Source organism: Bacillus kalamii (assembly GCF_047238185.1).
Taxonomy (GTDB): Bacteria; Bacillota; Bacilli; order Bacillales; family DSM-1321; genus Bacillus_AD.
The window spans coordinates 2487264-2510287 of sequence record NZ_JBDFMI010000001.1; the positions used below are offsets into that span (position 1 = coordinate 2487264).

Genomic DNA, 23024 nt, shown 5'->3' on the forward strand with positions numbered 1-23024 from the left:
GATTTTAAGCCCTATTATATGGTAAAATATTCATGAAATTAGAGAAAGGTATCTATTATGGATGATATAAAAGCAATTCTAAATCGAAATCATACTCTGGCTAATTTAATATGGATAATCGTCGTTATTCAGGTTTTATATAATGCTTATACACAACAATCGCTACTGACGTTAGATATTTTAGTGGCCATTCTCTTAAACGGAGCTGTCACTATACTCAACAAATATTTAAACAAACCATACATTATGATGTATGGCATAGTGGCTTTATCCATTCTGTATACTTTTATTACAGCCTATAATCTGCCTTATATCAGCAATTATATTTTTATCATGATTCCCATTATAATAGCCGCCTTTTATCAAGTGCGCCGCCTTTTAATTATTACCGCTATTTTATCAGTCTTTTTACAATGGGTTTTATTTATAGAAAAAGGGAACGAAATATTAAGAAATACAATGCTCAATAATTATATCCATATTTTTATTTTTGTAGGATTGACCTTTTTTATCCTTTTCAATATTATTCATCAAACCGATTTGCTGAAGCATAAAAACCAAAAAAAGGAATCCAAGGCAAAAGAGGATTTACATTCTACTAAATCTCTGTACGAATCACTGTTTTCATATTCTAAGGATGCGATTGCCATCCTTAATCCGCAAGGGAAGATTATAGAATTCAACCAAGCGTTCCTTGACCTCTATGATATCCCAACCTTTTCATTGGATAATGCATTACTGCAAACGTTTTTCCCTGATAGCCTGTCAGCCGTTGAGCAAGCCCTTGACCAGGCGAGAAGCGGAAACAGTGTAATCGGGCTTGAATTGCAAAGCAAGAAACTCTCTAATGAATCGTTGATTGTCGAAATGACCATATCTCCTATTTTCAATGTACACAGCCAAATGGATTATGTTTCCTGCATGATCAGGGATGTGACTGAAAAAAGACTTATGGAGGATTATTTGCGTAATTCCGAAAAATTAAAAGTAACAGGTGAAATTGCGGCAGGCGTTGCCCATGAAATCCGTAATCCCCTGACCGTCATATCCGGCTTTATACAGATGCTGAATGAAGAAAACAGCCCTCATAAACAATATCTTGATATTATTACATCCGAAATAAAAAGAATGAACAGCATCATTTCGGAATTTCTTGTCTTGTCGAAGCCGCATGTTTCCAATGTAAAGATGCATAATTTACAGTCGCTTTTAAAAGAAGTCATTCTGCTTTTCCAGTCAGAGGCCCATTATAAAGGGGTTACTATTTCAGCAGAATGCAAATCAGTCCCTTTTCTCGTATTCTGTGAAGGCAATCAAATGAAGCAAGTATTTATTAACTTGCTTAAGAACTCATTTGAAGCAATGCCAGATGGAGGAGCCATCAATATTACATGCAAGGAACAAATGGGGAATGAAGTGCTGTTGACGATAGAAGATACAGGCATCGGGATACCGGAGACCGTTTTGAGCAACATCGGAAAACCATTCTTCACGACGAAGGAAACCGGCACAGGATTAGGTTTCATGATTACTGAGCGGATTATCCAGCAGCATAACGGGACAATCGATATAAGCAGCACAGTAGGAAAAGGTACCACCATAAACATTACTTTGCCATTTGAAAGAAATAATACGCCCCAAGTTTATTTGAATCATACGAAGCACTGATTGAAGCGGTCAACAGCACCGCTTCTTCTTTTTCGCCTTTACGCCCGCCTTCTTCCTCCTTTCCCCTTTTGCAAATCTGCCTTATCCCTCTCAGCTTCCCTTCAACTAGTAATTCCTTAAACTGCATCTATCGGATTTTCTTACATATAAGTAAGGTTTTTCATTTATTTTTGGTATAATCAAGAAATGGTTACACCACAGTCTTTTGATTTATGAAAAGATAACAATTAATCGTTTACCAGAAAAGAGCGGGTATCATTGAATAATATTAAAAAAAATTTATTGCTCTATATCAGCGTCATCATTTTGCCGACCATACTGGCCGCCTTCTTGTTCCAGCACTATTTACAGGTTCGAACAAATGAAAATCTTCTGAAGGATAACATGAATTTCGGGAAAATGAACCAGCAGTATATCGAATCATTCATAAAAGAAACGATAAAAACCCTTGATATTTTGGCCATTTTCGCTAATGATATCAGCAAAACCCCTGATAAAATTGAATACTTCCTTAATAGGACAAAACAGACGGATAAACGCTACGGAGATCTATATTACATCGACAAAGAGGGAGTGATCGTAAAAGGAACCCAGCCAGCCTATAATAAGGTAAGAGTGAAGGAGTTTTATATTAATTCATGCTCCAGGCTGAAAGAAACGTTTGTCTCTAACAAAAAATTAGTCGATCCCGTAAATAACAGCAGTTTTTTCTATATTTGCAAGCCAGTCTTGGGAGATAGCGATTCCATAAAAGGTTATTTGCTTGCCCAGCTAAACCTTGATTATATTAAAAATGTACTGGAAAGATTAACACCGCAAATCGCTGTTAAAATTTCGAATTTTGATAATAAAGAGATTTTAACATTGAATGATTCTCTCAAAAAAGGGGACTATCAACAAAAAATTGCCTTTGAATCTGTTCCTTGGGTGCTCCATCTTAATTATGCACCAAAAAAGGTTGGGCTTGATTCGAACGCACTGCTCAGGTTCATCGTTCTCTGCCTTTTCATAACCCACATTATGTTTCTGTTGATACAGCACTTACTGTATAAGCGGGATGAGGCAAAAAGAAAAAAAGACTATGATGACCAAAAACTTGAAATCATCGGCACACTCGCTGCCTCAACGGCTCATGAAATTAAAAATCCTCTTACGGGTATAAAGGGGCTCGTGCAGCTGCTCAGTGAAAAATATCAAAACTCGATCGACCAAATGTATTTTTCTGTCATACAAAAAGAAATCACACGCATTAATGAGATTGTGAATGAGTTCTTAGTTCTTGGCAAACCTAGTGTCCACCCTATTAACAAAGTGGACTTAAATGCAATAGTTGAAGAAATGATACCTATGCTGGAAAGGGAAGCTGAAGTTTACTCTACTAAGCTGAAGATCCATTTGCGCGATCAGCCTGTATTCGTCATGTGCGCGCAAGACCAGATGAAGCAAGTATTGCTCAATATCGTCAAAAACAGCTTCGAAGCCTGCAGCCCTAACGACGTGATTGCGATTTCATTGACTATCAAAAAACAGGAAGTCCATATCTTAATTCAAGATAGCGGTAAAGGGATGGATAAGGAAACAATCGAACATATCTTTGAGCCATTCTATACGACCAAAGAATTCGGCACCGGCCTCGGCCTTTATATATGCCATAGGATTATGGCCATGTACAATGGTGAGATGACCGTTGAAAGCCAGGCGGAATACGGAACCATTTTCACATTGAGTCTTCCGCTTTTGCCGGCAACGAAATCTGACGTCCTGTAGGATTCATTCATATACACATTTGATTGATGGGGGAATTTAACATGAGCCAATTCGCATCCACTGTAAAACCACAAGATAGAGGTCAGGAAACAACGTTTAAAATTCTATTACTAATTGCACTATGCCACCTATTGAATGACACCTTTCAAGCAGTGGTTCCGGCAATGTTTCCAGTCCTGAAGCAGGAAATGCTGCTTACTTATTCACAATTAGGGATGATTGCCTTTGCCCTTAATATTGTCGCTTCACTTATGCAGCCTGTTGTTGGCTGGTATACGGACAAGAGACCGATGCCTTTTGCCCTTCCTCTCGGCCTTTTCAGTACAATGCTTGGCATGGTGCTGTTAGGCACTGTCCACACGTATAGCCTGTTAATCTTCGCCGTCATACTGGTAGGAATCGGTTCAGCAGTCTTCCATCCGGAGGGCTCACGTGTCGTCCATATGGCCGCAGGACGGAAGAAAGGTCTGGCACAATCCATTTATCAGGTCGGAGGTAATGCAGGCCAATCCCTTGCCCCGCTCATTTCAGCAGGCATTATCTTGCCTCTCGGGCAAATCGGTTCCCTTTACTTTGCACCAGTGGCCTTGATTGCTTGTATTTTGCTGATATTCATCGCAAACTGGTACGGCCGCCAATTAGACTATTTTCCCGTCCCTAAAAAAACAGGCGGAAAACAAACATCTATCCCTAAAAGAGTCTGGAAGGCCCTATTTTTAATCTTGCTATTAATATTCGCAAGATCATGGTATATTTCCGCCATGACGAATTTCTTTGCGTTTTACGCTATAGAACATTATGGATTTACCACAGCCACTGCTCAAATCTATGTGTTTACCTTTCTTGCGGCGGGAGCGCTTGGAACCTTCTTCGGAGGTCCATTGTCGGATCGGTTCGGCAAAAAAACCATCCTGCTTCTATCTATGTTAATTGCTGTCCCTTTCACCATTGCATTGCCTTATGTTCATCCATTTTTGGCATTTATTCTATTATTCTTTGTGGGATTCATTTTAATGTCCAGCTTTTCGGTGGCAGTCGTATATGCACAGGATTTAGTTCCTGGAAAAGTAGGTACAATGTCGGGGCTGACAGTGGGGCTGGCTTTTGGCATGGGCGCCATCGGATCTGTCGCGATCGGCAATATGGCCGATGCTATTGGCCTTATCCCCACTATAAAAATAATGGGCTTTCTCCCATTGCTGGGCCTTTTCAGTTTCTTCCTTCCTTCTGATCGTTCCTTGAACGAACAACGGATTTGATAAACGATAATTAATCTGCCATCCTTCCTGCAAGGATGGCCTTTTTGCTATTTCGAGAGGTTTCCGGCGGGCTCGTTAAGGTATAATTTTAAAAAAACATAATAATATGAATTATGAAGGGTTTTTATTGAATTGTGTACAAGTTAGCCATCTGGCTGCGGAAATGGAGAGAACTATGGCAAATGTTTGGGTAGGTAGCATGCTATCCGCTATGTCTACTGGATTAGGGGCATTTATTATTTTGTTTGTTACGTCATCGTTTACACACCGGTTCAGAGATATTTTACTGGCTTTTACAGCCGGTATTATGATGGCTGCATGCATGCTCGGCTTAATCCCTGAAACGATGGAACAAGGCGGATTCATTCCACTGGTGATAGGGATGTATTTCGGGGTCATGACATTGACCTTTATGGAAAAAAACATCCCCCACATCGATGTCAATCATTCCATTAACAACCTCGAATTTGACCAAAAAGCCATGCTTATCATCATGGCCATTACATTGCATAATATTCCTGAAGGTTTATCTGTCGGGGTCAGCTATGCTTCTTCTGACTTGGATACAGGAAACATGATAGCTTTGGCGATTGGATTGCAGAATGCTCCAGAAGGGTTTCTAGTGGCTTTGTTTCTTATTAACCAGAGGATTTCACGATGGAAAGCCTTCATCATTGCCACTCTTACAGGTATGATCGAAATCATTACCTCCTTGATGGGTTATTATCTTACTTCCTATATTCAGAATCTTGTTCCAATCGGCCTTGCATTCGCTGCGGGAGCCATGCTTTTTATTATCTATAAGGAGCTGATACCTGAAAGCCATGGAGATGGAAATGAGAGAGCTGCAACATTTGCCTTCATTGCAGGGTTATTAGTTATGATTATGTTTCTTTCATAGACTCCGATACAATTCTATCGTCCTATGAAATGGCTAATTGATAATTAACTCGACCGAAAAGCAGCACTCCGGGCAGCTTTTCTTTCTCAGCCTTTGAATATACTTGGTATTCATAGATAATTCGGTCCAATGCTTCACTTTTTTGGATAGTGGTATCATGATTCAAGCCAAATTCAGCAGCATGATGCAGCAAGTCCATTCTCATCTCATGAATATCATCAGAAATATCCATTAAGGTACGCTTATTCATTTCTCTCAAATCTCCCTTTTGTATTGCATGATTAACTAGATTAAATTATTACAAACTTTCCCAACATTGTAAATAGAATCGCAAATAAAGACAAAATCCGTGCATATCCCCTTCAATATTCAAGCCATTCGACATTCTTCCCTCTCAATATAATGAAATGAATGTTTTATCTTCTCAATAGGTAGGTATACATATGATATATACAATAGAAATCAGATAGAGGGGGTATCTTGATGGAGAAACGTTTTTTTGACAGATTTATTTTTAAAGCATTAAAGCCAAAAGCAGAAATGTATATGAATGACCATGCGAAAGCTTCCTCATTGCTAGATAAAGCTTCCAGCAAAAAGAATAGGAACAAATCCTCACTGAAAGGCGTCTGGAATTCTTTTTTGACAATGATCGAAATGCTGAAGGCTTGGATAACAGGTGATTATCGAAAAATCCCTTATCGTACCTTAGTGCTTTTATTTGTCGGTGTCATTTATTTTGTCAGTCCGGTCGATATCATACCTGACTTTATCATCGGATTAGGTCTATTGGACGATGTGGCGGTATTGGGGTTTATCGCAAAAGGCATCCAAAAAGACATAGATGTGTTTTCAGCATGGAAGAAGGAAAAGGATACTGTTTATACGATTGATTATAGCCAAATACAACAATAATGACTGCCTATCGTAAATAGGTTAAAAAGAACCATCCATACAATGAATATGCCCGTATCCTTTTTCCAACGTGCATATTTCAGGCATCTTTGCACACCTACTGTATTTCAACAAAAAAGTCGAATTCCTGTACGATAAGGAATCGACTTTTTTTGTTTGGCTTATATGATTTTTTTCTCATGTGCATTTTCAACATGTATGTAACATTATAAACAAGCTTGATGCTATAAAGAATCATGTACTATTGCTTGTCTTTAATCTTACAGAATAAGGAGCTTCCTTCTAGACATCCATTAGCGTAAAGGTTCACAGACTTTATTGCGATAAGGCAGGAATACTTCGACCATCGTTCCTTTTCCGACTTTACTTTTTACATCGACCCAGCCACTATGCTCTTCGATTATTTTATAGCTGACCATGAGTCCCATTCCTGTTCCGCGTTCTTTTGTTGTATAAAAAGGTTCGCCCAACTTTTTTAATTTTTCTTCCGGTATACCGCTTCCTTCGTCCCTAATGACGATCCTGATATATTCTTCACTATAGCTTCGTGTCTGAATGGTTATCATGCCTCCATCAGGCATCGACTCAATCGAATTCTTAATAATATTGATAAATACCTGCTTCAATTGGTTTTGTTCGCATATTAATGAAAAATGGTCCCGGTCGAAGAGAAGGGAAAATGAAATATTATTCATAATCGCTTCTGCACTCATCAAATTCACCGTATCCTGCAGAATTATGCGTATATCTTTTTCTTCAAACTGTACAGCTTGCGGCCGTGCAAGCACAAGGAATTCCGTAATGATTGTATCGATTCTTTTCAATTCGGACGAAATAATATTGAAATAGCTGGAGAAATCTTCTTCCATATGATGTTGCAGCAATTGGATAAATCCCTTCAGGGAGGTCATAGGATTTCTGATTTCATGTGCGATTCCCGCTGCCAGCTCCCCAACTACATGCAAAGTATCCGATTTTCTAAGCTGTTCCTGAAGTTCGAGGCGTTCAGTCACGTCTTTAATGATTGTCAGGTTCATACCAGACACCAGTTTTCTCTTTGTGCTGAATTCCAAATGCTTCGTTTTTCCATCCTTCGAATTGAATGAAATGACTTCCTCAACATTCTGCTGGGTTTCCAGCTTCTTAAGCATCTTTTCGATGTCCTGCTTAATGTCGGGCACCCTATTCAATATCCGGTCAATGGACAAGCGGACAATGCTCTTCTTTTCAATGCCAAGAATGGCGGAGCTTGCTTCATTCATATCTATGATTTGACGGTTTTTCCATAGAATTAGCCCATCCTGCATTCCATTGAATATTTTGCGGAACCGGCTTTCGCTCTTCCGGAGCTGCACTTCAATTTTATGCCTTTCACTTACGTTCCTGCATATCATCACATTCGATGTCCCATCCTCCAAAGACTTAACAGTAAATTCCAACAATTTACGCTGCCCGTTTCCCATTATAAAAAACAATTCTTCCCTGACTGCACCATTTTGATTGAATGTTTGGAGCATATGCTGATATTTCTTATCCTTCTTCCGGATAAAGCTATATACATTCAATCCAACCAATTCTTCTCTTTCCAGCTCAAAAATGCGGCATCCTCCGTCATTCACCTCCTGGATAATGCCTTCCGGATCCGTCAGCAAAATGGCATCGATCGCCTGGTCGAATATATAGGTAAAGATTTCTTTGCTCCTGTTCAATTGCTTTTCAATCAATTTCTTTTCTGTAATATCTTTCAAGACACTTATATATTGTTGGTCATAATTGTTCAAATAGAGTGTATATTCAAAAAAGTAAGTGCGTTCTTCCACCTGAAGTTCTACTACACCGTGTACCTTCCCGTCCACAATCATCTTTTTAAGGGTACGGCTCCAATTCTTTCTTCCGTTTTCAGGCAAAAAAGAATAGAAGGATTTATTCATCACTTGGCATTTATTCACACCGACAGCTTTTAAAAAACTTCCGTTGACATCGACAATTTTTCCTTCATTAGTAAAGATGACCACTCCATCTGTTACTTGTGTCAATACCTCTTTGAACATATTGGATGTAATGATATAATCTTCTTCATTTTTTTTATATAAAGAAAGATCCCTTAAAGTGAACAGATACATGCCATTTGCATAAACTGTATTAAAGGCTAAGTGATTCCGTTTCCCGGTTAGGTCCACCCACACCCACTCATCAGAAAGCGCGGGTTGCCGACGGATGTAATCCAGATCATACTGTAGGCTACCTCCTGTAATGGAAGCAAGAACATCTTCCAAAGGGCTGTGCAGGCAATCTCGTTCTTCCATATTCAACAGCGACAATGCTGCTTGGTTTATCTGTATGATTCGACATTGTTCATTTATAATCAGCATAGCATCCAGGGACAAATGAAAAAAATGAGCAGAATGTACAAATGGCTCTTCAACTTGTATCGTTTCAGTATTGGCCATATTACTGTGATGATTTTGTCTCACTAGCTTCCCACCTTTGCTCAATTCAATTTCTGCATGACAATAATTTCTGCATTAAGGTATACATATTCGACGCATATACTGAAATTCCTATCCAATGAACTGTTTTTTATTGATGGTAAATCACGACCCCAGTCCGTTCCAATTAGAAAAAGCCGGTTCAATTAACCGGCTTTGACTTGTTATAACAAAGGGGTCTCATACTTAACAAGCAGTTTTTCCCACCTTCTGTCTATTTCTGTTTGGAAGCTTTCCAACAACTCTTTGTTTTCTTCCTTTAATAAATGCTTGGATTTGCCCATATAGGAAAGCCATTCCTCGACAGGAATCCGCTTCTTTCTGGTTTCAGGATTATACGTAATAACCGTTTCCCCTTGTTCCACTTCGTAGAGCGGGAAAAAACATGAGTTCACAGCCGCTTCCATGATTGAATTGCCATAGCGGTCTTCAGATCTCCAATTCAGCGGACAAGTAATCAAGAGCTTTCCGTAGACAGTGCCGACATTTTGGGCATACCATTGGGCTTTCGCTGCTTTTTTGATTAAATCCTGCGGAAATGCTTCACTTCCGGTAAACACATAAGGAATATTGGCAGCAGCCATAATCTGTGCTGTATCTTTATGGTGGAAGGATTTTCCAAATTGTGTTTTCCCGAGGTTTGTTGTACTTGTCATATGCCCCATCGGTGTCGAATAGGACATTTGCGACCCTGTATTCATATATCCTTCATTATCATATTCAAGCATAATAAGCTTGTGGCCCCTCAGCGCAGTGCCAATAGCTGATCCCATGCCGATATCCATTCCTCCGTCACCTGTTACCATAATGAACGTGACATCATCGGAGACATCAATCTCTCTTCGCCTTTTCTTTTCGAGGAATGCTTCAAGAGTGCCCGAAAGTGTTGCAGGACCGTTCTGGAACAGATTATGGATCATGGTCTGTTTATGGGATGAATATGGATAAGCAGTTGTCACAACATAGGCGCAGCCTGTTTGGAATAGAACGACTATATCCCCTTCAATCCCTTTGAAGAAAAGTTCTAATCCGGTAAAAATACCGCAGCCAGGGCATGCACCATGCCCTGGAGCCATCCGTTTTGGTTTAGCTGTCAACGCTCTTAAAGGAGGAATGCGGACTTTCAGTTTCCCGTCATCCTGCTGCTCCACCTTAATAAGTCCTGTCTTAAACGCATCTCCATCCAATGGTTCTCCTACAGGCTGAAGGATATCTGCGTCACCGCCCGGCGTCTGCCCGTAATAATCAAAAGGAATATCCACTACACCCGCTTCCATAGCCTTTATGGCCATTTCAAATAGAGCGTGGGCATCATCTGTATAAAAATCCTTGCCTCCAAGCCCGAATACCCTGCTCATGACCTTCGTATGATTATCGGTATCTTCTTGAAGCGCAGACTTGATTTCATGGGTCAAATTAGGCCCATGGGCACCGTAGGAATCCGCTCTCTCCCCTACCAGCAATACCTTTACATCCTTCAGCGCTTGGCGAATCGCTTCTGCAGGAAATGGCCTTATAATCGCAGGGCTGACCACACCTGCCTTGATGCCTTGCTTCCTTAATGCATCCACTGCATCCTTCGCTGTTTCAGCTGCCGAATTGACAAGGAACAATGCAACATCGGCATCTTCCATTTGATAAGTGTTCAACTCGCTGTACGTCCTGCCTGATATAGCTTTGAATTCTTCCGCTGCCTGTTTGAAAATTTCCCCTGCCTCATACATTGCGTTCGATTGCTGATAATGGTTGTTCAACAAATCATCGCCGTCCATATGGGCACCGATAGTCACAGGTTTTTTGGGGTCTCCAACAAAAGTAAAATTGCCTTTTGGTTCCCCGATGTACTCTTGAACAATCTCCCTATCTTTAAAAGTGCTGACTCTTCTTTTTTGATGAGAAGTAAAAAAACCATCATAGGCAACAATGACCGGCAATCTGACGTCAGCATGCTCAGCGATTTTCAGTGCCATTATGTTCATATCATATACGCTCTGAGGCGAATTTGCGCATAAAATGATCCAACCAGTATTCAAAGCAAAATAAAGATCAGAATGATCCCCTCTAATATCAAGAGGCCCGCTGACTGACCGTGTCACTAGATTCATCACCATCGGGAAGCGGGTTCCTGACTGTACCGGCAATTGCTCCAGCATATACATGAGCCCATTCGCCGAGGTAGCATTGAATACACGTGCGCCAGTGACAGCAGCACCGTAGCATATCCCCGCCGAACCATGTTCCCCATCAGCTGCAATCAGTTTGATATCATGTTTCCCTTGAGCTTTCATCAAGTCCAGCAACTGTGCTATCTCAGTGGACGGGGTAATCGGAAAATACCCCATCAGATGGTAATTGATCTGGGAGGCCGCTAAAGCCGCCATCTCGTTTCCTGATTTAAAACCCGTTTCCTGCGGCTGAATATCCGCGCGTCCTATTTCTTGTTTAGACATTCTTTTTTCCCCCTGTCAATTGGAAGGATTGCTGCTTAACGCTCTTCTCCTTTGTTATATCCCCGTGTTCCCGCATTTCGGTCAAAGAATTTGTAGGGCAGGCCTCTACACATTTCAAGCACCCTTTACAATATTGGTAATCGATTCCTTTCAGGAACATATTCTTTCTTCCTCTTTTATCTTCCCCTTCTTCCCAGACGAAGCAAAAATCGGGACAGACATTATCACAGGCAGCACAGTTAATGCATGTGGATTCGTCAAAGGAAGGAATGAAGCCTTGCCTTGAACCGCTCATATCTTTCCGCGCACTATTCCCCTGCGCTATAATGACCCCACCCATTTGCTGTCCGCAATAACCGATATGGCGGGTTTCATATTGACTGCCGATATTTGTTTCGTTTAAAGACCCTTCCTGAAAATGGCTAAACACCACTTCCTCATATCCGCGTTCGAACGTTCGAATATTCGGTTCTACCAACTGCGGGTATTTTTTTTCGAAGGTATCCTTTATGACCTTCTTCATGTCTTCAGGGTTTAGGAAATCGCATATCCGGAACAATGCACCAAGCATTGCTGTATTTACTTTCGTCTTTTCGTCCAGAGCTATACTTAATGCATCCACAACAGCAATTGTCCCTGAGTCTATATTCATCTTTTTTTGGATTTCTTCCGGGCTTTGCACAGTGTTCACCAGTATAATTCCGTTTTTTTGCAAGCCTTTCGATACATCCACCATTTTATATAAAGAATCATGGAAAACACCGATAACATGCGGGTTTTCAATAGGGCTATGATCTCTGATTTCTACTTCTGGGTCACAGAATCTGATAAAGCTTTTTACTGGAGAGCCTTTCTTCTCAGATCCATATGAAGAAAAATTACATCCATTAAGGCCTAATCCCAATACGCCTGCTTCAGCGAGCATTTTTCCGGCTAAGTTCGCCCCTAATCCGCCAATTGATTCCAATCGGATTTCATAAAAGCCCAACTCATTCTTTTTTGGCAATACGGACATAGTTATTTCCTCCACTTCCGTTACTTGATTACATTTATCTCGATTGCGCAGCAACAACCTATTGCTCCGAATTATTAAAATCAATGTCCATCTTATAGCAAGGCTAAAATGTAGCCTATTTTTCATGATCAAACTTTCACAAGATTTTTCTAAAAAAATCAATCAACTTCTATTTTATGTTCAACTTCATTCGAATGAAATCATTATTGTGCAGGACATTGCTATTTTTTACTGGTATGGATAGAAAATTTTTGTATTTTTGGACCCGCCCCGTGAAACCTATTTATCTTTTTTATCAGCTGTAACTGAAATGTTATGAAGATGTAAAGGGTTGTTTCGTTAAAAAGCGTTAGTATGTGGGTAAAACAATATGATAAAAATTATGGCACTGGAGGACATTATGAGTAAGCGAAGTTATTTTTTCGATAATGCGAAATTTATCCTGATATTTTTAGTGGTACTTGGCCATTTATTACGGACATTCATACATGATGATGATAGTATCTATGCTTTATATAAAACAATATACACGTTCCACATGCCGGCCTTTGTTTTGATTTCGGGATTTTTTGCCAAAGGCATTTACCGTAAGGGCTACGTATTCCAATTGTTCAAAAAGCTGATTATCCCTTATTTCATTTTTCAGGGTGCCTATTCCATTTACTACTACTACTTGGATAAAGAACCTACTATTAGGTTGGACCCGTTCGAACCCCATTGGTCGCTCTGGTTTTTAATCTCCCTGTTTTTCTGGAACCTGCTTTTATTAGGGTTCGCAAAACTTAAACCTGTCTACGGCATTCCCCTATCCATCAGTTTGGGTTTGCTCATAGGTTATATTGATGTTGCTTCCGATTATTTAAGCATTACAAGGACCTTTGTATTCTTTCCTATGTTCCTAATTGGGTTTTATTTGACGAAAAACGATATTCAAAAACTATTTCTACTGCGGATTCGCTTTATAGCCATTTTAATTTTTGCAATGGTCATTGCAGGGTTTTATATTTTTCCAGATATCGATTACCAATGGCTATTGGGTTCCAAGCCCTATTCAGAAATGGATGCTACCTTTAATATGCTGACGAGATTCTTTTTCTATTTGCTCAGCTTTATTATGATTGCCAGTTTCTTGTCGCTTGTGCCGCGCGGCCGATATTTCTTTACTCTTCTCGGCGAGAGGACGCTGTATGTCTATCTCCTTCACGGCTTTTTCATCCAATTTTTCCGTGAAAGCAAAATACATGAGTATGTATCATCCTTCAATATATATTGGTCATTGATTGTCGTGGCATTGATGATCACGCTTATCCTGTCTAGCAGGCTTGTCTTTTCACTTGCACAGCCTTTAATCGAAGTAAAGACATCCCGGTTTAAACCGCAGGCCCATAAACTATTAGGGGTCTTAAAAGGCAATAATCCCGGCTAAAACAGGCTATGCCATTACTCTTCCTATAAAAAATATGGCATTGAAAAAGCAGGAACGCTGATTGACTAACGTTCCTGCTTATTAACATATCATCACTTCGCACTAAAACACTTTCTCCGCCATCTTGCTACATCTTATGGGTTGTCGCCTTATTTCCAACTCCAGTTTGGTCTGCATTCAAATGGCTGTGCTTACGGGAATATGTAAAATAAATGACCATTCCAATCGCTAGCCATACGACAAAGCGAATCCACGTTTCAGCGCTGAGTTGTGTCATGAGGAATAAGCAAAAAAAGATGGCCAAAGATGGCACGACCGGTACTCCTGGACATTTAAAAGCACGCTTCAAATCTGGTTTCGTCTTTCTCAGCACCAAGACAGCGACAGAAATCAAAGTAAAGGCTGACAGTGTCCCGATATTCACTAAGGAAGCAAGTTCATCCAATGGTATGAAACCTCCAAGGCATGCCGCGAGAACCCCGAATATCCATGTAGCTCCATACGGTGTCTTATACTTGGGGTGGACCTTTGATAGAAATTTCGGCATCAATCCATCTCTTGACATTGCATACATGATTCTCGTTTGTCCGTAAAGCATAACAAGCATGACTGTAGTCATTCCCAATACTGCACCCACCGATATAATTCCAGCAATCCAGTTTTGCCCGGCAATCTGCAAAACAAGCGCAACCGGCCGGTCTATTGCTTGGCTAAAACTGGCATACGGTACCACACCGGTCATAATTAATGAAACGGCAACGTATAATAAGCCGCAGACCAACAGTGAAGCAATTATTCCTTTAGGAAGATTCTTGGCTGGATTAATCGTCTCCTCTGCAGCTGAAGCAACAGCATCAAATCCTATAAAAGCAAAGAATAATAAAGCTGCTGTTGAGAATACCCCTTTCAGGCCAAAAGGCATGAAGGGGACCCAATTGGAAGGCTTTACGTAAAAAACCGCGACGATTATGAACAACAATACAACCGCGACCTTCAAGAGGACCATAATATTATTTAGGCGCTTCGATTCCTTCATCCCAATGGATAACACAAAAGTAATCGCTATAATAATCAGCACTGCAGGCAGATTTATATAGGTAGTGGCCCCTTCCACTGTTCCAGGTGCAGCTGATACAGCCTGCGGAAATTTTATGCCGATCCCGCTCAAAAAGGATTGGAAATAGCCTGACCATCCCACGGAAACTGAACTGACGGCAAGAAGATATTCCAATATGAGATCCCATCCAATAATCCAGGCAAAAAACTCGCCCAGCGTAGCATATGTATACGTATAGACTGAACCGGATATAGGTACCGTTGAAGCAAATTCTGCGTATGATAAAGCTGAAAACATACAAGCCATTGCAGCAATGACGAAAGAAATGGACAATGCCGGGCCTGCCTGTATAGCACCCGTGCCTGTCAATACGAAAATACCTGTTCCGATAACCGCTCCGATTCCCAACAATGTTAAATCAAACGCCCCTAATTCCCGTTTAAGCGAACTATTGCTCCCGCTGCTTTGAAGCAGGCTTTCTATCGTTTTTGTTCTCAATAAATGACCCTTCATGATGTAACCCTCCAACAAAGATGAATAAACATAAATTTTAGAATGTTTATTAAGAATATACTGAAAATTTATTTTATTTTAAAAATAGAATAAATGACAATTTATTCATTATAGTAATATAAATGGCACTCGTCAACAATTAACTTGGTTGGCCATATCAACTTCTAGTCATTCCCCACCATATACCCCTCACCGGGCATAAAACCGTTAATCTATGTCAACCTCTCTATTGGCTGACCGGCCATTTACTTATAGATATCCGTACAAGGAGTCGGCCTCAACAACTTAAAAAACCGATCCAAATATCGAATCGGTTTCCGTTTCATTATTCTTCTTCAAAATCTTCTGATTGCTGCTCTTTTTTGATAGCATAACGGCCAGTATCGGGATCCTTAATAATCAAGTAGTCACTGAACGCTTTCTCTTGTTTATTGCGCAGCCTTTTTTCTGTATAAAACTGAAGATCATTCGTCTTGCCCCGCTTTGCATTGAATTGATCCAAAGTCAGTTCTACTCTAATTGAATAACCGTTTTTAAATATCACTGTAACCGGCTTCTTTCTCGGCTTTCCGATAACCTGGTCAATATGGTGGCAAGCCATGAAAATACAACTCCCACTTGTAAGTTTTTCTGTACATAGCCAGTACATTCGATGAAAACCACTTACCTTAAGCGGCGGTATGCGTATATCCCCCAATAGGTGTTTGGCGCCTTTAATCGCTCCTGAAAGGTCACTACCATAATACAGGATGGATTCTTTCATAATATCAATCGGTTTTTGGTTGACGTGGATCACACCATCCGTTTCAATCACAGTTGCATAATGTTCTCCGTTTGAATCGTAGCGTGTATACATCAATACAGAATCAAAAATCAATTTATAATCAGGAACTTTCTTCAACTCATCCACCTCTTCCATATTAATAAAACATTTTCTTTTTTCCTTGGAAAAGGTATACTTGCTATTGTCAGCAGGTATACCCTGTCTGGTGCCCTCAAGCAGCGATGTCCTGCCAGACTTGCTTGGGGGTTTTTCTGTTTTTCTTTCACATTGTCCTCACCTCCTCACGTTTAAGCATATCTATCAGTTTTTTAAAATTCTCCTTATTACTTGCTAAATAAAAATAATTATCGACTCCTTTTCTTTTCCCCTCGAATTCCGTCCACTTTGGATTTTGCGATCTCCAATCAATGTGGCGAAGGCCATGCATTTTAACCAGCATTTCTTTTTTTCTTACAATGAACGATCTTTTCAGCTGTCTGTCATTCACATACATGGCAATAGCCATCAACAATGGAAAACTTGCCAACATAGATAAATGATAATTGCCAATCTTTTTTGCATTCACAAAAACAAATAATTCCTGAAACCAAAGTGAAATCAATTCAGCATATTCGTTTGAGTCCATATAAATCAACTGTCTATTCTCTTCGCCTTCTTGCATAACTGCCTTTCCATAAAGAAAAACTGACACAATCTGCTTCAATTGTGATAAAGACAGCAGTTTTTGATTGGCGGGTCTGATGACTGCTCTTTTTTCAGTCTCCACTCCTGCTTCCATAAGGTCTTTAGTGTTTCTTAATATGTCGTTAGTTATCTGATTCAATGGGCTTCTTGAATCAAAAGAAATCCGCTTTGACAAAGCCACCTTTTTTCCTTTTGTGTTTAAATCTATATAAAGCTGATCTTTCTCTTCATTGGACAATCCAGACAGGCATTGAAATGTAATCCGAGTCTGTTCCAACAGTTCAATTAATTTATAATGCTCGCGCAGATTTCCTTCACCATCCACTTCCTCCACTTTCATATAATCTCCATTCAATTGCATGAAAGCTTTAAGGCGGTGGGATCCATCGATGACTTCATAACAACCAGGAACTCCTTCCCCTTCTACTTTGAATGTAATGGCTGCGACAATCGGAGGAAAATAAATGTCACCATTCAATACGTTATTTTTTATGTAATATCGGATTCGCCGAACATGGTTAGGAACCGTATCCCTGAGGATAAGATTACCATCCTGATACAATTGTTTTATTTCCTTTATCGTAAGCGCACCCATTGTCTGCCTTTTATCGAATACATTCTTTTCAATCATACGATCAGTCCTCCTCTTTTTTTCAACGTTTCAAGGAACTGTTGGCTTGTCCATTTGATCATATTGGAAACTGAATGGTTTTTCAGTTTTCTCGTCTCCCTGACGTATAAATGTGCAAACAACGGATCATCATTTTTCCATGTGCAATTCTTTTTCAAACCATCCAAAGCTGCAATCGCCTCATCGTAGGTATATCCGTAATCTCTTACAAGCTGAAATACTGTATATGCTAGTGATATTTGTATTCCAGTCAATCCACAGGCAAATTTCTTTCGGTTATGACCATTTTTAGGAAATATCTCAGTCCATTTAATAAAAAAAGAATAGGCAATCCTTTCTAAATCTTCTTTTTCGGCATATATGCAAGCTGGGCTAGCATTATATACATTGAGACAACCTTCAAATAACGCAATTAGGCACTTTCTCATAATTGGCAACGAGGTATAGGCTGAGCTATTGAAGCTGATTCTAGATAGATTCAGTTCTATCTCAAAATTCTCATGCAAACGGCAGGCAAGCTTTCTCGTCAAAGACGTATAAAAGTCTCTATGGTCATATTTCATGACCAATCCAGTATGTGCCTCCCTTCTTTCAGTATTCAAATCAGAGAACAACTGCCTTTCACTCTTTTGATCTAAGTGCAGATATATTTGCATAGCGATTGGATACGCTTTCAATTTATTGATCATTTTCATCTGTTCTTCTGCTTTTTCCAATTGCAGAAGATCTTCATGAATATCCTTCAGCACCTTTAAATGACTCAAACACGATTCCAAGGCTTTAAATCGATGTTGGCCATCCAGTATGTAGAGCGAGCTACCTGCTTCCAATTCCCAATCTCCCTCACTGTTGGGCATTATGCTTCCTCTTGCTGAAAAGATAAATGGTGAAAAGATGAATTCAAAATCGCTTTCTAAAGCCTTTAAGATAAACGATCTGATTTCTCCCCTTTTTTTGAGGTCCAGTTTTCGTTGAACATTTTCATCAATCTGAAAAATCGCCTCCAATGTAGCAAAGTTCATCTGGGTAATTAAGACTTCTTTACCAAATTGAGGGAAGGAAGTCCCCTTAATTTTAGAAACAACTGACGTATTGGACATTTAATCTCCTCCTTAAGTCATATTATCATCTGTAAATACTTGGAAGTAAATCATTAAATGTTCCACATTATAAATTTTCCGTTAAATCATTTTTATACTTAACTAACTTCGCTTCCTAAACATTGATTTTTTATTTTAATTCTGTATAATGTGCTTTTTTTTCGCAAAAGAGTAAATCTCGAAAAAATTCATTCATACAAAAAAATGACTGCATCATGTTTGTTCTTTTACTTTTAAACTTGTTTCTATGAAACTGTCATTTTTTTGCTTCCAGTTTCCGTAAACAAAGTTTTTCTCTATCCATACAGTCGATAATTCCTTTTGGTATAAATCGCAACTATAAAGTTTTTTCCTTATTTTTATCCTTTTAAAAATTGACAATATTTGTTCACATTTTCCATTTGCTCACCTTTTTACAAAATATATATAGTTTTCACCATTAACACATTACTAATATATCAATATTCAACATCTGTAAAATATTATGTTAAAATAATGTAAAATATTTCATTATTTATATTTAATTAACTTTTTTTCTGAAAAATCCAGTATTTCTAACCATTTCCTTCCTTCACAAAATTATCACAAATCTTTAATGTTTGAATTTTTAACTTTGAGTTAATATAGTATAACTACAGGTATGTGAATGCACTAACACTATACCTCAATAGTTACATGCATCTGGAGAATCTTCATATTCCGAATTTTGTCGATTTTCCGATTTGTGACGTCTATTTCTCTCATCGTTTAGAGATTTAAGAAGCACACTTATCACTTAAGAAAGGGGTACATTATGAAAAAGAAGTGGGCAATCATATTTGGTTCTTTTTTAACAATCCTTGCTCTATCAGGATGCGATTATAAAAGACCGCTCGTGTTTAGACCAAATGGTCCTGTTGCTCAAACACAAGCAAATACAATTAACTTTTCAGTAATCTTTATGATCATTATTCTGGTAGTTGTATGGGCGCTATTAGTTTACATGCTTATCAAATACCGGGCTTCAAAAGCTCCTAAAGATTATGAGCCGCCACATGATAAAGGGAATAAGTACCTTGAATTCACTTGGACAATTATTCCGATCATTATCGTGACGATCCTGTCTGTGGTAACAGTCGTAACCACAAACAAGGTGGAAAAAACTCCAGAAGGATATGAGAAGGATAAACCTTTAATTATTTATGCTTCATCTTCCAACTGGAAATGGCATTTCAGTTATCCGGAAGAAGGAATTGAAACAGTCAACTATGTGAACATCCCGACGAAGCGTCCGGTACAATTCCGCATTTATTCTTATGGTCCGATTACAAGTCTTTGGATTCCACAACTGGGCGGACAAAAATACGGTATGAGCAACATGGTTACCAAGCTGAACTTTGTAGCTGATAAACCGCAGTCCATGATGGGACGAAACTCCAACTTCAGCGGTCAAGGAACGGCCAAGATGGAATTCGAAGCACTATCAATGAGTCCTGCGGATTTCGAAGAATGGGTTAACGATGTAAAAACGAACGAAAAGAAACTAACAGAAAAAGAATTTAATAAACTATTAAAAACACCTTATGTCGGCAGAAAATCTTATTCTTCCACTCACTTGAAATTCAGTCCACCGCCTGTAGAGCATAAAAACATGAAAGGTATGGACATGGATAATATGGACGGCATGGACCATATGGATGATACGACGAATAAAGACGGAAGCGGCACTGACAAAAATGTGTTCGACAAAGAAAATAAAGGCAATGATGCTGGCGAGCACAGCAATCATTGATAATGTCCGAACCTATTACAGCAATTGAGAAAGGAGTTACAAACTGTGAATTGGGATCAATTTAAAGTAGAAATGAGTCCGATGATTTATGGTGCATACGTCAGTATTATTGTAGCTACACTGGCAATTTTAGTGGGTCTGACCTACTTTAAGAAATGGCGCTACTTGAAAGATGAATGGCTGACTACTGTTGACCACAAACGTATCGGGGTTATGTATATTATCTCCGCCCTGCTTATGCTATTCCGCGGAGGCGTAGATGCATTATTGATGAGAACACAGCTAGCAGCGCCGGATATGAAATTATTGAACGCGCAGCATTACAATGAAATTTTCACCACACACGGTGTTATCATGATTTTATTCATGGCGATGCCTTTTATTCTGGGATTGATGAACATCGTTATCCCATTGCAAATCGGGGCACGTGATGTTGCTTTCCCTTATTTGAATGCAATCAGCTTCTGGCTATTCTTTGCCGGGGCAATGCTTTTCAATATTTCATTCGTTATCGGGGGATCTCCCGACTCTGGTTGGTCTTCATACTTCCCATTGGCAAGTAATGAATTTAGCCCGACCGTAGGTAATAACTATTACAGTCTCGCGATTCAGATATCGGGGATTGGTACACTGATGACGGGTATTAACTTCATCGTTACCATTCTTAAAATGAGAGCTCCCGGTATGAAATTGATGAAAATGCCAATGTTCACTTGGTCTTCCCTGATCACTTGTATCATTATCGCATTTGCATTCCCAGTATTGACTGTAGCTCTTGCACTTATGATGTTTGACCGTTTATTCGGAACCCAGTTCTTCTCCATGGCAAATGGCGGTAACGACATGCTTTGGGCTAACTTATTCTGGGTATGGGGCCACCCTGAGGTTTATATTGTAATCTTGCCGGCCTTCGGTATCTTCAGTGAAATCATTTCGACTTTTGCGAAGAAAAACCTGTACGGCTATAAATCGATGGTTATCTCGATGGTTGCCATTTCCATGTTGTCATTCCTTGTATGGGTCCACCATTTCTATACAATGGGACAAGGCGCAATGGTCAACGGCTTCTTCTCGATCACAACGATGCTTATCGCAGTGCCGACCGGTGTTAAGATCTTTAACTGGCTGTTCACACTGCACAAAGGGAAAATTTCCTTCCCAACGCCAATGCTTTGGTCACTGGCTTTCATTCCGATCTTTACGTTCGGCGGCATTACAGGGGTTATGCTTGCCATGGCAAGTGCTGACTACCAATACCACAATACAATGTTCCTAGTGGCGCATTTCCACTACGTATTGATTCCTGGTACAGTATTCGGTGTAATCGCCGGCATGTACTTCTGGTTCCCGAAAATTTTCGGTTTCAGATTGAATGAAAAACTCGGCAAAATCAGTTTCTGGCTGATTGCCATCTGTTTCAATATTACGTTCCTTCCTCTATTCTTCTTAGGACTAGATGGTATGGCACGTCGCCAATACACATATTCAGCAGATTCTGGATTCTGGGGCTTGAACCTTACAGCAACAATTGGGGCTTTAGGTTTAACAGTCGGTTTCATCGTCCTTGTCTACAACATCTACTGGAGTGCCCGTTATGAGCCTAGAGATAAGACTGGCGACCCATGGGATGGAAGAACACTTGAATGGTCAACACCGAGCCCTATTCCGGCTTACAACTTTGCCATTCAACCTGTTATCCCTGAAGAAGTGGATCATTCTGATGCATTCTGGGACCACAAAAAAGGCTTTGTCAATGTTTTCAAGGATGGTTATGAGGAAATTCATATGCCGAATGGCAGCTTTAAACCATTCTTATTGTTTGTAGCATTCTTTGCTTTCGGATTCTTCATGGTATTCAGCATGTGGACTCCGGCAATCATTTTCGGCGTAGCTATTGCCGCCCTATTGATTGCACGTTCATTCCAAATCGATCACGGATTCCATATTTCAGCTAAAGAACTGGAAGAGACGGAAAGAAAATTGAGAGGTGAGACCCTATGAAGATAAACTCATCCTTACCGCTTGAATATAGTACAGAACAAAACCGTTTGCGTATCTTTGGTTTCTGGGTCTTCCTTGCAGCTGAAGTTGTATTGTTTGCCACTTTGTTTACGGTATATGCGATTCTTCACACAGGTACTGGCTCAGGCCCTACCGGCAAAGATATTTTTGAAATTTCCGGAGTCATCTGGGAGACATTCATACTGTTAACCAGTAGTTTTACAATCGGCTTGGCTGTCAACGCTATGCGCCTTGGCAATAAAAAAGCCATGCTTGCTTTCCTTGCCATTACTCTTCTACTGGGCCTTGGATTCTTGGGAATTGAAATCTCTGAATTCTTCGCTTATGTTGATGAAGGTGCAAAAATTTCAACAAGTGCGTTCCTATCAAGTTTGTTTGTAACACTCGGAACTCACGGTGCCCACGTAACATTCGGTTTCTTCTGGGGATTGATGATCTTTATCCAAATCGCAAAACGCGGTTTCAATGCGGATACTGCCAATAAAGCGTTCATTTTCTCTTTATACTGGCATTTCCTTGATGTTGTTTGGATCTTCATCTTCAGCTTTATTTACTTGAAAGGACTGATGTAA

The 23024-nt window shown here is 39.7% G+C and carries 17 protein-coding genes; 9 read left to right on the plus strand and 8 right to left on the minus strand.

Annotation, left to right across the window (positions count from 1 at the left end; genetic code table 11):
- Positions 1-57 precede the first annotated feature (57 nt).
- The 4 genes from ABC357_RS12345 (at position 58) to ABC357_RS12360 (ending at position 5595) form a co-directional block, all read left to right on the plus strand.
- Complete coding sequence (locus ABC357_RS12345; protein ID WP_412887792.1) at positions 58-1668, plus strand: ATP-binding protein; 1611 nt, start codon at positions 58-60, stop codon at positions 1666-1668.
- 258 nt (positions 1669-1926) lie between these two features.
- Positions 1927-3435 (plus strand): ATP-binding protein, encoded by a 1509-nt coding sequence (locus tag ABC357_RS12350; protein ID WP_412887793.1) that lies wholly within the window; start codon positions 1927-1929, stop codon positions 3433-3435.
- Positions 3436-3476: 41 nt separating this feature from the next.
- A complete protein-coding gene (locus tag ABC357_RS12355; protein WP_412887794.1) occupies positions 3477-4694 on the plus strand; it encodes an MFS transporter in 1218 nt (405 codons plus the stop codon).
- A gap of 175 nt (positions 4695-4869) precedes the next feature.
- On the plus strand, positions 4870-5595 hold the full coding sequence (locus ABC357_RS12360; protein WP_412887795.1) for a ZIP family metal transporter: 726 nt from the start codon (positions 4870-4872) through the stop codon (positions 5593-5595).
- 22 nt (positions 5596-5617) lie between these two features.
- Here ABC357_RS12360 and ABC357_RS12365 read toward each other — a convergent pair whose 3' ends face one another.
- Positions 5618-5845, minus strand: a complete 228-nt coding sequence (locus ABC357_RS12365) for a Spo0E family sporulation regulatory protein-aspartic acid phosphatase (RefSeq protein ID WP_412887796.1) — start codon at positions 5843-5845, stop codon at positions 5618-5620.
- A 233-nt stretch (positions 5846-6078) separates the two neighbouring features.
- On the opposite strand from ABC357_RS12365, the gene ABC357_RS12370 reads away from it, so the two are divergent.
- Positions 6079-6510 (plus strand): YkvA family protein, encoded by a 432-nt coding sequence (locus ABC357_RS12370; protein ID WP_412887797.1) that lies wholly within the window; start codon positions 6079-6081, stop codon positions 6508-6510.
- Between the two features lie 293 nt (positions 6511-6803).
- Here ABC357_RS12370 and ABC357_RS12375 read toward each other — a convergent pair whose 3' ends face one another.
- The 3 genes from ABC357_RS12375 to ABC357_RS12385 all read right to left on the minus strand — a co-directional run bounded on the left by ABC357_RS12375 (position 6804) and on the right by ABC357_RS12385 (position 12464).
- Entirely contained in the window at positions 6804-8984 is a 2181-nt protein-coding gene (locus tag ABC357_RS12375; RefSeq protein WP_412887798.1) for a PAS domain S-box protein, read from the minus strand.
- 179 nt (positions 8985-9163) lie between these two features.
- A complete protein-coding gene (locus ABC357_RS12380) occupies positions 9164-11449 on the minus strand; it encodes a thiamine pyrophosphate-dependent enzyme (protein WP_412887799.1) in 2286 nt (761 codons plus the stop codon).
- Entirely contained in the window at positions 11442-12464 is a 1023-nt protein-coding gene (locus tag ABC357_RS12385; protein WP_412887800.1) for a 2-oxoacid:acceptor oxidoreductase family protein, read from the minus strand. Before ABC357_RS12385 ends, ABC357_RS12380 begins: the two co-directional genes overlap by 8 nt.
- 400 nt (positions 12465-12864) lie before the next feature.
- Here ABC357_RS12385 and ABC357_RS12390 point away from each other — a divergent pair, with 400 nt between their 5' ends.
- Positions 12865-13890 carry an acyltransferase family protein gene (locus ABC357_RS12390; RefSeq protein WP_412887801.1) on the plus strand — a complete coding sequence of 342 codons (1026 nt, stop codon included), beginning with the start codon at positions 12865-12867 and terminating at the stop codon, positions 13888-13890.
- Between the two features lie 127 nt (positions 13891-14017).
- Here the strand turns inward: ABC357_RS12390 and bcaP are convergent, their stop codons facing one another.
- The 4 genes from bcaP to ABC357_RS12410 all read right to left on the minus strand — a co-directional run bounded on the left by bcaP (position 14018) and on the right by ABC357_RS12410 (position 18659).
- Entirely contained in the window at positions 14018-15460 is a 1443-nt protein-coding gene (gene bcaP / locus ABC357_RS12395) for a branched-chain amino acid transporter BcaP (RefSeq protein WP_412887802.1), read from the minus strand.
- A gap of 325 nt (positions 15461-15785) precedes the next feature.
- A complete protein-coding gene (locus ABC357_RS12400) occupies positions 15786-16361 on the minus strand; it encodes a competence protein ComK (RefSeq protein ID WP_412887803.1) in 576 nt (191 codons plus the stop codon).
- Positions 16362-16506: 145 nt separating this feature from the next.
- Positions 16507-17559: a DNA sulfur modification protein DndB gene (locus ABC357_RS12405; protein WP_412887804.1), complete on the minus strand. Its 1053-nt coding sequence runs from the start codon at positions 17557-17559 to the stop codon at positions 16507-16509.
- Positions 17556-18659 carry a DNA sulfur modification protein DndB gene (locus ABC357_RS12410; protein WP_412887805.1) on the minus strand — a complete coding sequence of 368 codons (1104 nt, stop codon included), beginning with the start codon at positions 18657-18659 and terminating at the stop codon, positions 17556-17558. Before ABC357_RS12410 ends, ABC357_RS12405 begins: the two co-directional genes overlap by 4 nt.
- Before the next feature lie 793 nt (positions 18660-19452).
- On the opposite strand from ABC357_RS12410, the gene qoxA reads away from it, so the two are divergent.
- Genes qoxA through ABC357_RS12425 form a run of 3 tightly spaced genes read left to right on the plus strand, consistent with a single transcriptional unit; the run spans position 19453 to position 23024 of the window.
- Complete coding sequence (gene qoxA, locus ABC357_RS12415) at positions 19453-20430, plus strand: cytochrome aa3 quinol oxidase subunit II (RefSeq protein WP_412887806.1); 978 nt, start codon at positions 19453-19455, stop codon at positions 20428-20430.
- A gap of 45 nt (positions 20431-20475) precedes the next feature.
- Positions 20476-22431, plus strand: a complete 1956-nt coding sequence (gene qoxB / locus ABC357_RS12420) for a cytochrome aa3 quinol oxidase subunit I (RefSeq protein ID WP_412887807.1) — start codon at positions 20476-20478, stop codon at positions 22429-22431.
- On the plus strand, positions 22428-23024 hold the full coding sequence (locus ABC357_RS12425) for a cytochrome c oxidase subunit 3 (protein ID WP_412887808.1): 597 nt from the start codon (positions 22428-22430) through the stop codon (positions 23022-23024). Before qoxB ends, ABC357_RS12425 begins: the two co-directional genes overlap by 4 nt.

Bases quoted from the DNA above. Each gene is read 5' to 3' on its own strand.
- ABC357_RS12380 (WP_412887799.1), bottom strand. From the start codon at position 11,449: ATGTCTAAACAAGAAATAGGACGCGCGGATATTCAGCCGCAGGAAACG.
- ABC357_RS12355 (WP_412887794.1), top strand. From the start codon at position 3,477: ATGAGCCAATTCGCATCCACTGTAAAACCACAAGATAGAGGTCAGGAA.
- ABC357_RS12425 (WP_412887808.1), top strand. From the start codon at position 22,428: ATGAAGATAAACTCATCCTTACCGCTTGAATATAGTACAGAACAAAAC.
- ABC357_RS12360 (WP_412887795.1), top strand. From the start codon at position 4,870: ATGGCAAATGTTTGGGTAGGTAGCATGCTATCCGCTATGTCTACTGGA.
- ABC357_RS12410 (WP_412887805.1), bottom strand. From the start codon at position 18,659: ATGTCCAATACGTCAGTTGTTTCTAAAATTAAGGGGACTTCCTTCCCT.
- ABC357_RS12390 (WP_412887801.1), top strand. From the start codon at position 12,865: ATGAGTAAGCGAAGTTATTTTTTCGATAATGCGAAATTTATCCTGATA.
- ABC357_RS12370 (WP_412887797.1), top strand. From the start codon at position 6,079: ATGGAGAAACGTTTTTTTGACAGATTTATTTTTAAAGCATTAAAGCCA.
- ABC357_RS12385 (WP_412887800.1), bottom strand. From the start codon at position 12,464: ATGTCCGTATTGCCAAAAAAGAATGAGTTGGGCTTTTATGAAATCCGA.
- ABC357_RS12345 (WP_412887792.1), top strand. From the start codon at position 58: ATGGATGATATAAAAGCAATTCTAAATCGAAATCATACTCTGGCTAAT.
- bcaP (WP_412887802.1), bottom strand. From the start codon at position 15,460: ATGAAGGGTCATTTATTGAGAACAAAAACGATAGAAAGCCTGCTTCAA.
- ABC357_RS12405 (WP_412887804.1), bottom strand. From the start codon at position 17,559: ATGATTGAAAAGAATGTATTCGATAAAAGGCAGACAATGGGTGCGCTT.
- ABC357_RS12365 (WP_412887796.1), bottom strand. From the start codon at position 5,845: ATGAATAAGCGTACCTTAATGGATATTTCTGATGATATTCATGAGATG.
- qoxA (WP_412887806.1), top strand. From the start codon at position 19,453: ATGAAAAAGAAGTGGGCAATCATATTTGGTTCTTTTTTAACAATCCTT.